Consider the following 12,710-nt stretch of genomic DNA (forward strand, 5'->3'; position numbering starts at 1 on the left):
CCGAGGTCGCGGGCCGCCAGGGGCTCGCTCGAGGTGCCCGCGCCGGGACGGTTGCCTCGCGCGGGAGCGGGGCACTCGGGGGGCATTGTGCAGGTAGGTGACCTCATGGGACCGGAGAGGGTCCTGCTGACCGGGTGGTTCAGCTTCCCCGACGGGGAGGCGACCGCCGGGGACGTGCTGGCGCTGCACCGGGTGGAGGAGGTGCTGCGCGGGGCCCGGATCCCCTACGACGTGGTGTGGAGCCCCGGCTTCCTGCCGGACGCACGGCATCTGGACGACGTACGGCCCCGCGACTACTCCCATCTGGTGTTCGTGTGCGGCCCGCTGGACGGGCCGCAGGTCGAGGAGCTGCACCGGCGGTTCGCGCACTGTGTGCGGATCGCGGTGGGGACCTCGGTGATCGATCCCGGCGGGGAGGCCGTGCGCGGGTTCCACCGGGTACTGGCGCGGGACGCGCCGGACGCGGAGCCGACGGAGGATCTGGCGGCCCGTGCCCCGGCGGCGCCGGCCCGGCCCGTGGTCGGGGTGATCCTCACGTACGGGCAGCACGAGTACGGCGAGCAGCGGCGGCACCAGCAGGTCGCCGAGGAGGTGACGCGCTGGCTGGCCGGCAAGGACTGTGCGCGACTGGAGCTGGAGACCCGGCTCGACACCCGTGACTGGCATCTGAGCGCGACGCCCGCGCAGGTGCAGTCGGTGCTGGCCCGCCTCGATCTGGTGGTCACGGACCGGCTGCACGGGCTGGTGCTGGCGCTGCGGGTCGGCACCCCGGTGCTGGCGGTGGATCCGGTGGCGGGCGGCGCGAAGGTCACGGCGCAGGCCCGGGTGTGCGGCTGGCCCGCGCTGGTGCCCGCCGAGGACCTGGACGAACGCCGGCTGGACCGCTGGTGGGACTGGTGCCTGACCTCGGGCCGGGTGGCCGCCCGGCAGGCCCGCGACGCCTTCCGCGAGGGCACCGCACCGGACGGCGCGGACCGCCTGGTGGAGGCACTGACGGCACGCCGCGCGGGGTAGGCGTGCGCCCTCCGGGGCGCCGGGGACCTGCCGGGCAGGAGGTGATGGTCGTGCCCGGACCCGGCAGCAAGAAGTACGCCACCCGGCGGGCCAGGCTCCGCGAGGACGCCGAACGGGCCGGGGTCTTCCGATCAGGACGCCGACGCGGCGGCCGACGAGGAACTGCGGGAAGGCGAGGAGTGGCGCAGCCGCGGGCCGTGCTCCGAGCGGGGGCGTGGGGCCGCGGCTCCGCGGGCTGTCAGCCCGTGTAGCGGCGGGCCGTCGAGGTGCGCTGGGAGGGTTCCAGGAGGCGGAGGCGGGACTCGACCTCGTGCGGCAGGACGCGGCGTTCGCGCAGCACCCAGGGCAGCGCCGCCGCCGCTTCGGCGAAGGCGCGCAGGGAGGCGGTGTCGCGCGGAACGGTGCGGGCGAGGTTCACGGTGCGGCGCAGGGCGGGTCCGGCCGGGCGGCGCAGCCAGGTGAACCACAGGGTGTTGCGGATCCCGTGCCTGCGGCGCAGCGTGGAGTCCCGGGCCGGCGACGCCTGGTGATGGACCGTCAGATGATCGGCGTAGATGAGCCACCAGCCGTCGGCGGCGAGGTCGGCGGCCAGGAGTTCCTCCTCGCCGCCGAGCCAGAGCTTCGGGTGGAAGCCGCCCGCGGCGCGAAAGGCGTCGGTGCGCAGGACGGTCGCCGCCGCGAGGAACGAGCCGAGCGCGGGTCCGGGCAGCCAGGACGGGCCGGGCACGGGCGACTCGCGCAGTTCGGCGACGATCGGGTCGTCGGTGCCGTCCGGTTCGACGATGATCCGCGCGGTGACGGACGCGAGCGCCGGATACCGGTCCAGCAGGTCGGCGGCGCCGGACAGGGAGCCGGGCGACCACCAGGAGTCGTCGTCGCAGAAGGCGACGTAGGGCGTGCTGACCTGCCGTACCGCGAGGTTGCGGCCGACCGCGCCGAGGTTTCGGCCGGGGCGCAGCAGCGTCACGTCGGGGTGGTCGCGGGCGACGGCGTCGGCGGTGCCGTCGGTGGAACCGTTGTCGGTGACGAGCACCGGGGGCCGTTCGGGGAGTTCGGCGAGGTGACGCAGGGTGCGCAGGAGTTCGCGGCGCCGGTTGTGGGTGATGACGACGACGGTCGTACGGGGGTCGGGGCCGCTCATGCGGTCGTCTCCTCGAGCAGACGGGCGGCGCGCTCCACGTGCGGGGGCAGGGGCCTGCGTTCGCGCAGGGCGGCCGGCAGCCGGGCCAGGGCCTCGCGCAGGGCACGCCGGGCGTGGCCGTCGCCGCGGGCCTGGGCCGCGAGGGCGCCGGTGCGGGCGAGGGCGTGGCCGACGGGGCGGCGCAGCCAGGCGGTGAGGAGTTCGTTGCGGCGCTGGACCGCCGGGCGGCCGGGGCGGGGTGCCGGCGACGGGTCGTGGTGCGCGACGACGTCGGGACAGTGGGTGACGCCCCAGCCGCGGGCGGCCAGGTCGTAGGCGAGGAGGGTCTCCTCACCGCCGAAGAACAGCAGCCGGTGGAAGCCGCCGGCGTCGAGGTAGGCGTGGCGCCGGACGACGGCACCGCAGGCGAGGAAGCCGAGCACCTGGGTGCCGGGCAGGTCGGTGGCCGGTCCGAGGGGCGAGTGGGCCAGGACGTCGTTGAGCGGGTCGGGCCGGGCGTCCGGGCCGACGAGCGTGCGGGCGGCGATCAGGCCGAGCCGCGGGTGGTCGTCGAACAACTCGGCCGCGCGGGCCAGGGAGCCCGGCTCCCACCAGGAGTCGTCGTCGCTGAACGCGATGTAGGGGGTGTCGAGGGCCCGGGCGCCGTGATTGCGGGCGAGGGCACCGTGGTTGACGGGCAGCGCCAGCACCCGCACCTCGGGGAAGTCGCGGACGAGCATGGCCCGGGTGCCGTCGGTGGAGGCGTTGTCCACGACGAGGATCTCGGGCCGCTCGGGCAGCGCGAGGAGCTGCCGCAGGGTGCGGGCCAGCCGGGCGCGGCGGTCGCGGGTGGCGATGACGATGCCGACGGGACGGGACCCGGTGGGCGGGTGGCTCATGGGGCGTGGTCACCTCCCGGAGGGACGGTTCGCAGAGGGCGGGTGTCGGGGAAGACGGGTGGCCGCTCCCGCTCCCTCCCGCTCCCCGCCGCACCCGCGGCGTCGGTCGGCCGCGAGGGCAGTCGGGCGAGGGCGCGCAGGACGTCGTCCGGGGTGATGCGGAGCAGGGCCGGGTCGGGGCGGCGGGCGTGGGGGTCGCCCGGCGGGCCGTACCACAGGGTGCGGTGGCGGGGGTGGTCGGGCGGGCCCCAACGGCTCGGCGGGACCGGGCCGAAGAGGGTGACGGTGGGGGCGGCGTGGGCGACCGCGAGGTGGGCGATGCCGGTGTCGCCGCTGATCACGGCGTGCGCGTCGGCGACGAGGGCGGCGAGGCGGTCGTAGGGGAGGCCGCCGCCGAAGACGTCGGTGTCGGGCAGGTCGGCCTGCTTGGCGAGCCGCGCCACCAGGTCGCCCTCGTCCGCTCCCCCGGTCACGACGACCCGCAGGCCGCGCTCGCGCAGGGCGCCCGCGACGGCCGCGTACCGCTCGACGGGCCAGCAGCGGGCGGGCGCACCGGCGCCGGGATGCAGGACGACGGCCCCGGGGGCGGGTGACACGGCGCCGGGGCGGGGCAGCAGCAGGTCGGCGGGGTCGGCGTCGATGCCGTGGGCACGCAGCAGCCGGCACCAGCGGTCGCGTTCGTGTTCCTCGGCGTACCAGGGCGGCCCGTCGATCTCGGGCGTCCCGGGGTGGGCGAAGGCGAGCAGCCGCCCGGGGCGCAGTTCCTGGAGCAGCCGGTGACTGGGCGGTCCGTTGCCGTGCAGGTCGACGGCCACATCGGGGGGCGGCCCGCTCCAGTCGAGGGCCCGCGGCACGGCCCGTCCCGGAGCGGAGGCGTGCAGCACCCGGTCGACGGCCCCGCTGGCCGCGGCGACGTCCCGCAGGGCGCCGGGCGCGGCCAGCACCAGTTCGTGCCCGGGAAACCCCCGCCGCAGCGCCCGCAGCGCGGGCACGCCGGCCAGCAGGTCCCCGAGGCCCAGCGCGCGCAGCACGAGAAGGCGCGGCCTCCAGTCGGCAGCCGTCGTCGCAGCCCTTCGGCCGGCAGCCGTCATCGCAGCCCTTCCGTCGCCCGGGACAGGATGCGGGTCGAGGAGCGGCCCGCGAGGTACGGGAGGAGGACCGCCTGGCCGCCCCATTCCTCCAGGAGGGACGCCTCGGGGAGATCGGCGGCGGCGTAGTCGCCGCCCTTGACCCAGACGTCGGGGCGCAGGTCGCCCAGGAGGCGTTCGGGGGTGTCCTCGTCGAAGACGGCGACCGCGTCCACGCAGGCCAGGGCACGCAGGACGCGGACGCGGTCGGCGAGCGGGTTGACCGGACGGCCAGCACCTTTGCGGCGCCGTACGGAGGCGTCCGAGTTGACGCACACCACCAGGCAGTCGCCGAGTCCGCGGGCCGCCTGGAGCAGTCCGACGTGTCCGGCGTGCAGCAGGTCGAAGCAGCCGCCCGCCGCGACGACCGTGCCGTGCGCGGAGCGGATGCGGGCGGCGAGGGCGAAGGGGTCGTCGTCGGACGGCGACGCGGGCGCGTCCGCGCGGGGCAGCGCACCGGCGCCGCCCGCGCCGACGAAACCGGTCGCTGCGGCGACGGCACCCTCGACGGCCTCGCCGACCAGCACGCCGTCGGCGAGCAGCCCGGCCGCGGTCGCCGCGAACCGGTCCCCGGCGCCGCAGCTGTCGCCGTGGTGGGCGGTGGCGGCGGGGACGAGCAGCGGATGCTCGCCGTAGGACAGCAGAGCGCCGCGGGCGCCCAGGGTGACCGCCACGGCGGCGACCCTCCAGTGCCGTACCAGCGCGGCGGCGCTGTGCGCGGCGGCGTGCAGGTTCCGGCGCGTGGTGCCGTCGGCGGGTGCCAGGGCGTGCGCCTCCTTCTCTGCGGGGGTGACGAGCCGGGTGCCCGGCACCGGGGGGCCGCCGCGCGGGTGCGGGTCCCACACCAGGGGCGGGCGGGCGGCCAGGGCGTCCCGGAGCCGGTCGGCGGTGCCGCGGCCGTAGTCGGAGACGAGGACGGCGGGCGCGGCGCGGACGGCCTCGCGGGCCGCGTCCGTCGCCGCGCGGGCCCGGCCGTCCCCCCGGTCGAGACGGGCCACCGGCCGGTCCCCCGCGAGGACACGGGTCTTCTCCGGCAGCGGCCCGGTCAGCGGCAGCGGGATCAGCGTCACCCAGGGTTCGAGGAGCCGCTTCAGCTCACGGCTGGCCGGGTCGTCGCCCACTGCGGCGATCAGCGTGACGTCACGGCCGTCGCGGGCGGCGAGATACGCGGTGAGCGCGGCGCCGCCGGGCCGGGTGGTCTCCCCGCAGTCGTCGACCACCGGCACGGGCGCGTCCGGCGCGAGCCGCTCGGCCCGGCCGGTGACGTCCCGGTCCAGCAGCGCGTCCCCGACCACGAGGAGCGGCGCCTTGCCGCGCCCGCCGCCGCCACGCGCTCGGCCGCCGACCGCGCGAGCGCCGTCCGTGCGCGCGCCGACCGTGCGACCGGCGCCCACGCGACCGCCGTTCACGTCGCGGCCGTGCATTCCCGCGCCCGTCATGTCACCACCCGCCCGGCAGGCCCCCCACGGCCGTTCCCCCCGTCGAGTGCCGCGTCGAACGCCTCGCACAGCATGTGCACCGCGACCAGATGCAGTTCCTGCACGGTGGCGGCCGAAGGGGCCTCGACGCACAGCGACTCGTCGCTGCCCGCCATCAGCGGATTCGGCGCCGGCCCCGTCATCGCCCACACCCGCAGCCCGGCCGCCCGCGCCGTGTCCGCCGCGGACAGCAGGTTCGCGCTGGCGCCGGAGGTGGACAGCAGCACGAGCACGTCGCCGGGGCGGCCGTGGGCGCGGACCTGGCGGGCGAACACCGCGTCCACGCCGTAGTCGTTGGCGATCGCGGTGGTGCTGGAGGTGTCCGCGTGCAGGGCGATCGCCGAGAAGGCGGGCCGGTCGTCGCGGTAGCGGCCGACGAGTTCCGCGGTCAGGTGCTGCGCCTGGGCCGCGCTGCCGCCGTTGCCCGCGGCCAGCAGCCGGCCGCCGCGGGTGAGCGTCGCGGCGAGCTGCTCGCCCCACCGCTCGGTGATGCGGGCGGAGGAGCGGAACGCGCCGAGGGCGTCACGGAGTTCGTCGCAGTGCCCGGTGACGGGAGGGTGCACGGTCATCAGGCCACCTCTTCGGGGATCGTGTGTCCGGTCAGAACCTGTCGGTGGACGTCCTCGACGCCGTCGGCGACGCGCTGCCATGTGTAGTGGGCGAGCACTCGCTCCCGCCCGGCGGCGCCGTACCGGTGGCGCAGCCGAGGCCGGCCGGACAGTTCGCGCACGGCGGCGGCGACCGCGTCGGGGTCCTCGGGCGGTACGAGCCGCCCGGTGACGCCGTCGGCGACGCTGTCGCGGTGGCCGCCGACGTCGGTGGCGACGACGGGCACGGCACAGGCCATGGCCTCCAGCGGCACGATGCCGAACGGCTCGTAGACGGGCGTGCACAGCACCAGGTCCGCGCTGCCGATCAGGGCGGGCATGTCGGCGGGGTCGACCGCGCCGGTCATGCGCACCCGGTCGGCGACACCGGCGCGGTGGGCGAGGTGCCGTAGGCGCCGTGCCTCCTGGTCGCGGTCGAGGTGGGCCGCGGCGGGGCCGCCCGCGATGACGAGTTCGGTGTCGGGGATCTTCGTGAGCGCACGGACGGCCTGGTCGTATCCCTTGCGGCGGACGAGCCGCCCGCAGGCGAGCAGCCGGTGGCGGGCGCGGCGCGGCGGGGGCGGTGCGCCGTCGGCGCCGGGGCGGAAGTGGCCGGCGTCGACGCCGCAGGGCACCACGGACACCTGGTGGGCGGGTACGCCCATGAGGTCGAGTTCGCGCACCTCGTCGCTGCACGTGGCGAGGACGCGGGCGGAGGTCTGCCCGATCTGCCGTTCGATGCCGATGCGCTGCGGCGGGCTGGTGTCGCGCCAGCCCTGGTGGCGCCGCTTGACGGTGCCGAGGGCGTGGAACGTCTGCACCACCGGGATGCCGTGCGGTCGCGCGCCGAGGTGGGCGGCCAGGCCCGACATCCAGAAGTGGGCGTGCACCACGTCGGGCCGCTCGCGGCGCCAGACCCGTGCGAGGTGCGCGCCGAAGTCGGCCATGTACGGCAGCAGGTCGTCCTTCGGGACGGCTTCGGGCGGCCCCGCGGGGACGTGCTCCACGACCGCTCCGCCGGGCAGCGGCACCCGGTCGGGCAGACCGGTGGAGTCGCGGCGCGTGTACACCGTGACCTGGTGGCCGCGCCGGGCCAGCTCCTCGCTGAGCCGGGCCACGTACACGTTCTGGCCCCCGGCGTCGACGCCGCCGAGCGCGGCGAGCGGGCTCGCGTGCTCGGACACCATGGCGATCCTCATCGGGTCACCTCCTTGAGCAGCCGCTCCCAGTCGTCCAGGAAACGGGACAGTCCGTAGCGGGCGAGCGCGGCCGCGCGTGCGCCCTCGCCGATGAGGCGGGCGTGCAGCGGGTCGGCGACGAAGTCCCGTACGGCATCGGTCAGTACGTCGATCCGGTTGGACACCACTCCGGCGCCGGGCGGTACGGCCTCGGTGACCTCGGTGGTGGCGAGCGCGACCACGGGCATGCCCAGGTGCATCGCCTCCAGCAGGGACAGGCCGAGGGAGGTCCAGCGGACGGGGTGGACGTAGACGCGGCGGCGGGCCATCGCGGTGTGCAGGTCCGCCTGGGCGAGTTCGTGGGCGCGGCAGCGGTCGGCGGGCAGGCCGAGGTGGGCGGCCAGGCCGTCGGTGCGCATGCCGAAGACGTCGAGGGGGGCGGCGCCGGCGAAGGCGGGCAGCAGGTCGGTGCCGGTGGTACGGCCGCGCCGGACGGGTTCGTTGACGACGACGGCGGCGTGCGGCAGTTCGCCGGTCCACCTCGGTCCGGGGTCGACGATGCCGTGTTCGATGACGGTGGCCGGGGTGGTCCCGCTGTCCCACATCAGCCGGTTGAAGTGGGTGACGTGCACGAGGGTGACGCCGGGGAGGTCCGCGGCGGGGTGCCGGGTGTCGGGCACGTCTGCGTCGGGGGCGTTGTGCTCCAGGTAGACCAGCGGCGGCCGGCGGCCCAGCCAGGCGTCGACCAGGGCGAGTTCGTGGGGGCGTTGCAGCACGACCACGTCGATGTGCTCGTCCCGCAGCCGCTCCGGCGGCACCTCGACGACCGAGTCGGGCCAGTCGAAGGTGCGGGCGCGGCCGAGGCCGTCCGGGCCGCGGTCCGGGGTGACCGGGACGAGGTAGGTGTGCGGGCCCTGCACGAAGGCGGTGGTCCACGATCCGTGCACGTGCCACAGCAGGATCCTCATGTCACCTCCACGAGCTTGTCGACCGCCGCCACGACGTCGTGTGCGGTGACGCCGTCCAGACAGGGGTGGCCGGGTACGGGACAGGTGCGGGCCCTGGTGTCGGCGCAGGGCGCCTGCTGGTCGCCGAGCAGCACGCAGGGCACGCCGTACGGGCGCCAGCGCTCGGCGGGGACGACGGGCGCGAACAGCGACACCACCGGGGTGCCGACGGCGGCGGCGAGATGGGCCGGACCGGTGTTGCCGGTGACCACGCAGGCGGCCCCGGCGAGCACTCCGGCGAGTTCGGCGGCGCCGGTCCGGCCGCCGAGGTCGAGCGCGTGGTGACCGGCGACGTACGCGGTCAGGTCCCGCTCCCCCGGGCCGCCGGTCACGACCACCCGGCGTCCGTCGGCGGCCAGTTCGCGCACGGCCTGCGCGCACCGCTCGGGGCTCCAGGCGCGGGCCGGGACGCTGGCGCCCGGGTGGAGGACGACGTATCCCGGGGGACCGGTCAGCTCCTCGGTCGGGGGCGGCGGCAGCACGCGCAGCCGGCCGTCGTCGACGGGCGGGAACCCGGCGGCCCCGGCGAGGTCGAGCGCGGCCTCCGCCTCGTGGGCGTGCGGGGCGCGGTGGTGGCGTACGTCGAGGAGGGAGCCGGGGTAGTCCTCGCTGTCGGCGGCGACGAAGCGGACGCCGGCCAGCCGCAGCAACAGCGCGGTCGGCAACGGCGACTGGTGGAAGGAGGTCAGCACCAGGGCGGTGTCGGCGTCGGTGGCGGCGATCGCGCCGACGACGGTGTCGACGCCCTCGCGGCGCACCGGGGGCGGCTGGAAGCCCACCCAGGGGGCGTCCCACACGAGCACGTCGTCGACACCGGGCAGCAGCCGTGCGGCGGGCGCCCCGTGCGGACCGCACAGCAGGGTGACGGTCTCGGCGCGTGCGGCGACGGCACGCACGGCGGGCCCGGCGAGCAGCACATCGCCGAAGCTGTCGAGCCGTGCGACGAGCGCCTTCACGGCTGCCTCCCCGCAGCGGCGGCGTCGGGGCGGGAACCGGGGCGTGCGGGGTTCCCGTCCCGCGCGTTCGGGTCCGGGGCGGCTGCCTCCAGAACGGCCCGCACGGCCGTCGGGAGGTCCGGGGCCACCCGGGGGGCCGCCGCCGTCTCCTCCGGGCGCGTCTGGGGGGTCGGGACGAGGATGGCGTGGGCGCCGGCGCGGTGGGCGGCCTCGATGTCGGCTCCGATGTCGCCGATGACGACGCACTCGGCGGGGTTGGCGCAGATGCGGCCGGCCGCCCACTGGATCATGCCCGGCTGCGGTTTGCGGCAGTGGCAGCCGTCGTCGGGGCCGTGCGGGCAGACCGCCCAGACGTCGAAGGCGCCGAAGAGTTCGTCGACGCGCCGGTTGACCCGGCGGACGTCGGCGGCGGTGAGCAGGCCGCGCGCGATGCCGGACTGGTTGGTGACGACCCCGGTGCGGATGCCGCGGGCACGCAGCGCGGCCACGGCCTCGCGGGCGCCCTCGACGGGGCGCACCCGCTCGGGGTCGCCGTTGTAGGGGACGTCCTCGATCAGCGTGCCGTCGCGGTCGAACAGCACGGCCTTCACCGTGTTCACCGGGCCACCTCCTGCCAGGCGGGGGCGCCTCGGTGGCGCCAGGCTCCGGCCAGCCGGTGCCAGGTCGCCGCGGGCGGGATGAGCACGCTGGTGGCCAGCATGGTCGTCACCTCGTCGCGGGTGCGCGGCCCGGGCAGGATGCGGGCGCGGGCGAACTCGGCGGTCCCGGCGGCCCAGCCGAGCGCGCACACGGCGGCGGCCCGGCGATGCCCGGTCGCGGTGAACGCGCAGGCGGCGGCACCGGCCGCGGTGATCGCGGCGTGGCGGCGGATCCGGCCGCGCGGCGCGACCGCCCGTTCCCACCAGCCGGGCCCGTGCAGCTGCCGCATCAGCGCGTCGTCGGCGTTGCCGCGCTGCTGCTGCAGCGACACCCAGCGGGAGGCGGGCCGCACGGGATGGCGGGTGGTGCGCCCGCCCCGGCGGATGCGCCAGCCGGCGTCGAGGACGCGCAGCGCGAGGTCCGCGTCCTCGCGGAAGGCGCGCGGGAAGCGTTCGTCGAAGCCGCCGAGCTGTTTCAGCGCCTCGGTGCGGTAGGCCATGTCGGCGGTGATCCAGCGGGCCCGCGCGAGTCCCGCGGTGGCGCGTTCCCAGTCGGTGGGGCGCCGCCGGCCGGACAGCGGCACGGTGATGACGCCCTGGACGCCGGCGGTGTCGGGGGGCGCCTCGGCGAGGTCCCGCGCGAGTTGCTCGCACCAGCGCGGGCCGACCTGGACGTCGTCGTCGAGGAAGGCCACCCAGGGCGTGGTGACCGTGCGCAGCCCGGTGTTGCGCGCGGCGGCCGGCCCGCGTCCCCCGCAGGCGACGACGGTGGTGCGCTCCCGCAGGTCGCCGAGGACGGCCAACGGGTGCTCCAGGGCCCCGGGTTCGGGCTCGCGCCGGTCGTCGACGAGGACGATCCGCTCGGGGCGCGGACCGGTCGCCGCGGCGAGCGCGGCGAGACAGTCGGCGAGGGTGTCCCGCACCAGGGTGGGGATCACGACGGAGTACGGCGTCATGCGAACGCCCTCCCCCTGCGCACCGCGTACGGCCCGAGGGCGAGCAGGTCCACCGGCGCCGAGCCGAAGCACTCCAGCGCGTCGCGCGGATCGTCGACCATGGGGCGGCCCGCGGTGTTGAGGCTGGTGTTGACCACGACCGGCAGCCCGGTGCGCCGCTCGAAGGCGCGCAGCATCCGCGCCACCAGCGGCTCGGCGCCCTCGTCCACGGTCTGGATGCGGGCGGTGCCGTCGACGTGGACGACGGCCGGGATCCGCTCCCGCCACGCCTCGTCGACGTCGTGCACGAAGAGCATGTACGGGCTGGGCAGCGGACCGCCGGAGAACAGCTCGGCGGCCCGGTCGGCGAGGACCATCGGGGCGACGGGGCGGAACTCCTCGCGGCCCTTGACGTGGTTGAGACGTTCGAGGTTCTCGGCGCGCCCCGGGTGGGCGAGCAGGGACCGGTGTCCGAGGGCGCGCGGCCCGTACTCGCTGCGGCCCTGGAACCAGGCGACGATGCCGTCCCGGGCCAGTTCCTCGGCGACGGTCTCGGCGATGTCGGCGGGCTTGTCGTACGGGATCGCCGCCCGTTCCAGCCAGTCGCGCAGTGCGTCGTCGCTCCAGTCACGGCCGAGGCCGGCGCCCGGCATGGGCTGCGGGACGCCCTCCTGCGCGGCCAGGTGCAGGGCGCCGCCGAGCGCGGTGCCGGCGTCACCGGCGGCGGGCTGCACCCACACGTTCCGGTACGGGCCGCGTGCGGCGATCTTCGAGTTGGCGACGCAGTTCAGGGCGACGCCGCCGGCCAGGGTGAGCGCCTCGCCGCCGGCCTCGCGGTGCAGCCAGTGCGCCAGCTCCAGCAGGACCTCCTCCAGGACGGCCTGGGCGCTCGCGGCGAGGTCGGCGTGGTCCTGGTTCCAGGGTTCGTCCTCGGCCCGTGGCGGGGTGAAGGCGGCCCAGTCGACACCGTGGGCGCGGAAGCCGCCGTGGCCGGTGGGATGGACGTACTCGCGCAGGCGGTGCAGATGGCGGGGGGTGCCGTAGGAGGCGAGGGCCATCACCTTGTACTCGTCGCTGCTGCGCAGGAAGCCGAGGTGGGCGGTGAGCTCCTCGTAGAGGAGGCCGAGGGAGTCGGGCAGGGCCTGGGTGGCGAGGGTGTCGAGCTTGCCGTCGCGGTAGCGGCCGGCCAGGTGGGAGGCGGCCTCGCCGCGGCCGTCGAGGACGAGGACAGCGCTGTCCGGGTGCGGGGAGGCGGGCCCCGCGGAGGCGGCGTGGGCGACGTGGTGGGGGACGAAGACGACCCGGGCGGGGTCGAGCCCGGGCAGCGCCTCGGCGAGGAACTCGGGCGCGCGGCGGGCGTACTCCAGGCGCAGCGGGTCCCACGGGTCGTCCAGGCCCATGGCGTGGGCGGGCCGGGCGAGCGCGGGGTCGAAGGAGTAGGTGACGGCGTCGAGGTCAGCGGCGCGCAGTCCCGCCCGCTCCAGGCACCAGCGGGCCGACTGCTCGGGCAGTTCCCAGGCGGAGAAGGGCACCGGCCGCTTGCCGTGCTTGCGCCGGCTGAAGCGCTCCTCCTCGGCCGCGGCCACGGTCCGGCCGTCGACGACCAGGGCGGCGGCTGGGTCGTGGAAGAGGGCGTTGATTCCGAGGATGCGCATGGGGGGTGTTCTCCGTCCATGTGCGACGTGTGGGGCTCCAGGGACGCGGGTGCCGCACTGCAGCTGAATCAAACACTTGGAGACAGCTTGCACCGGATTGGGGTATTTTGTCGCCG

General features: G+C 76.7%; 12 protein-coding genes. 1 reads left to right on the plus strand and 11 read right to left on the minus strand.

What is annotated here, in order from left to right:
• Positions 1-105 precede the first annotated feature (105 nt).
• Positions 106-1,014 carry a polysaccharide pyruvyl transferase family protein gene (locus AB0412_RS08640; protein ID WP_366401771.1) on the plus strand — a complete coding sequence of 303 codons (909 nt, stop codon included), beginning with the start codon at positions 106-108 and terminating at the stop codon, positions 1,012-1,014.
• 238 nt (positions 1,015-1,252) lie between these two features.
• Here the strand turns inward: AB0412_RS08640 and AB0412_RS08645 are convergent, their stop codons facing one another.
• Genes AB0412_RS08645 through AB0412_RS08695 form a run of 11 tightly spaced genes read right to left on the minus strand, consistent with a single transcriptional unit; the run spans position 1,253 to position 12,594 of the window.
• Complete coding sequence (locus AB0412_RS08645; protein WP_366401772.1) at positions 1,253-2,155, minus strand: glycosyltransferase; 903 nt, start codon at positions 2,153-2,155, stop codon at positions 1,253-1,255.
• Positions 2,152-3,033, minus strand: a complete 882-nt coding sequence (locus tag AB0412_RS08650) for a glycosyltransferase (RefSeq protein ID WP_366401773.1) — start codon at positions 3,031-3,033, stop codon at positions 2,152-2,154. Before AB0412_RS08650 ends, AB0412_RS08645 begins: the two co-directional genes overlap by 4 nt.
• Positions 3,030-4,124 (minus strand): glycosyltransferase family 9 protein, encoded by a 1,095-nt coding sequence (locus AB0412_RS08655; protein WP_366401774.1) that lies wholly within the window; start codon positions 4,122-4,124, stop codon positions 3,030-3,032. Before AB0412_RS08655 ends, AB0412_RS08650 begins: the two co-directional genes overlap by 4 nt.
• The gene (gene rfaE2, locus AB0412_RS08660; protein WP_366401775.1) at positions 4,121-5,599 is read right to left on the minus strand and encodes a D-glycero-beta-D-manno-heptose 1-phosphate adenylyltransferase; all 1,479 of its coding nucleotides are present in this window, start codon (positions 5,597-5,599) and stop codon (positions 4,121-4,123) included. Before rfaE2 ends, AB0412_RS08655 begins: the two co-directional genes overlap by 4 nt.
• A complete protein-coding gene (locus tag AB0412_RS08665) occupies positions 5,596-6,207 on the minus strand; it encodes an SIS domain-containing protein (protein WP_366401776.1) in 612 nt (203 codons plus the stop codon). The genes rfaE2 and AB0412_RS08665 overlap by 4 nt, the downstream gene beginning before the upstream one ends.
• Positions 6,207-7,424, minus strand: coding sequence for a glycosyltransferase (locus AB0412_RS08670; RefSeq protein WP_366401777.1), 1,218 nt, complete (start codon positions 7,422-7,424; stop codon positions 6,207-6,209). The genes AB0412_RS08665 and AB0412_RS08670 overlap by 1 nt, the downstream gene beginning before the upstream one ends.
• Entirely contained in the window at positions 7,421-8,371 is a 951-nt protein-coding gene (locus AB0412_RS08675) for a glycosyltransferase (protein WP_366401778.1), read from the minus strand. The genes AB0412_RS08670 and AB0412_RS08675 overlap by 4 nt, the downstream gene beginning before the upstream one ends.
• On the minus strand, positions 8,368-9,366 hold the full coding sequence (locus tag AB0412_RS08680; RefSeq protein ID WP_366401779.1) for a glycosyltransferase family 9 protein: 999 nt from the start codon (positions 9,364-9,366) through the stop codon (positions 8,368-8,370). Before AB0412_RS08680 ends, AB0412_RS08675 begins: the two co-directional genes overlap by 4 nt.
• A complete protein-coding gene (locus AB0412_RS08685) occupies positions 9,363-9,965 on the minus strand; it encodes an HAD family hydrolase (protein WP_366401780.1) in 603 nt (200 codons plus the stop codon). Before AB0412_RS08685 ends, AB0412_RS08680 begins: the two co-directional genes overlap by 4 nt.
• Complete coding sequence (locus AB0412_RS08690) at positions 9,962-10,960, minus strand: glycosyltransferase (RefSeq protein ID WP_366401781.1); 999 nt, start codon at positions 10,958-10,960, stop codon at positions 9,962-9,964. The genes AB0412_RS08685 and AB0412_RS08690 overlap by 4 nt, the downstream gene beginning before the upstream one ends.
• The gene (locus tag AB0412_RS08695; protein ID WP_366401782.1) at positions 10,957-12,594 is read right to left on the minus strand and encodes a carbamoyltransferase C-terminal domain-containing protein; all 1,638 of its coding nucleotides are present in this window, start codon (positions 12,592-12,594) and stop codon (positions 10,957-10,959) included. The genes AB0412_RS08690 and AB0412_RS08695 overlap by 4 nt, the downstream gene beginning before the upstream one ends.
• Between the last annotated feature and the right edge of the window lie 116 nt (positions 12,595-12,710).

Origin of the sequence: Streptomyces sp. NPDC052012 (genome assembly GCF_040689265.1) — a bacterium.
Classification (GTDB): domain Bacteria; phylum Actinomycetota; class Actinomycetes; order Streptomycetales; family Streptomycetaceae; genus Streptomyces.

Bases quoted from the DNA above. Each gene is read 5' to 3' on its own strand.
- AB0412_RS08640 (WP_366401771.1), top strand. From the start codon at position 106: ATGGGACCGGAGAGGGTCCTGCTGACCGGGTGGTTCAGCTTCCCCGAC.
- AB0412_RS08645 (WP_366401772.1), bottom strand. From the start codon at position 2,155: ATGAGCGGCCCCGACCCCCGTACGACCGTCGTCGTCATCACCCACAAC.
- AB0412_RS08650 (WP_366401773.1), bottom strand. From the start codon at position 3,033: ATGAGCCACCCGCCCACCGGGTCCCGTCCCGTCGGCATCGTCATCGCC.
- AB0412_RS08655 (WP_366401774.1), bottom strand. From the start codon at position 4,124: ATGACGGCTGCCGGCCGAAGGGCTGCGACGACGGCTGCCGACTGGAGG.
- rfaE2 (WP_366401775.1), bottom strand. From the start codon at position 5,599: ATGACGGGCGCGGGAATGCACGGCCGCGACGTGAACGGCGGTCGCGTG.
- AB0412_RS08665 (WP_366401776.1), bottom strand. From the start codon at position 6,207: ATGACCGTGCACCCTCCCGTCACCGGGCACTGCGACGAACTCCGTGAC.
- AB0412_RS08670 (WP_366401777.1), bottom strand. From the start codon at position 7,424: ATGAGGATCGCCATGGTGTCCGAGCACGCGAGCCCGCTCGCCGCGCTC.
- AB0412_RS08675 (WP_366401778.1), bottom strand. From the start codon at position 8,371: ATGAGGATCCTGCTGTGGCACGTGCACGGATCGTGGACCACCGCCTTC.
- AB0412_RS08690 (WP_366401781.1), bottom strand. From the start codon at position 10,960: ATGACGCCGTACTCCGTCGTGATCCCCACCCTGGTGCGGGACACCCTC.
- AB0412_RS08695 (WP_366401782.1), bottom strand. From the start codon at position 12,594: ATGCGCATCCTCGGAATCAACGCCCTCTTCCACGACCCAGCCGCCGCC.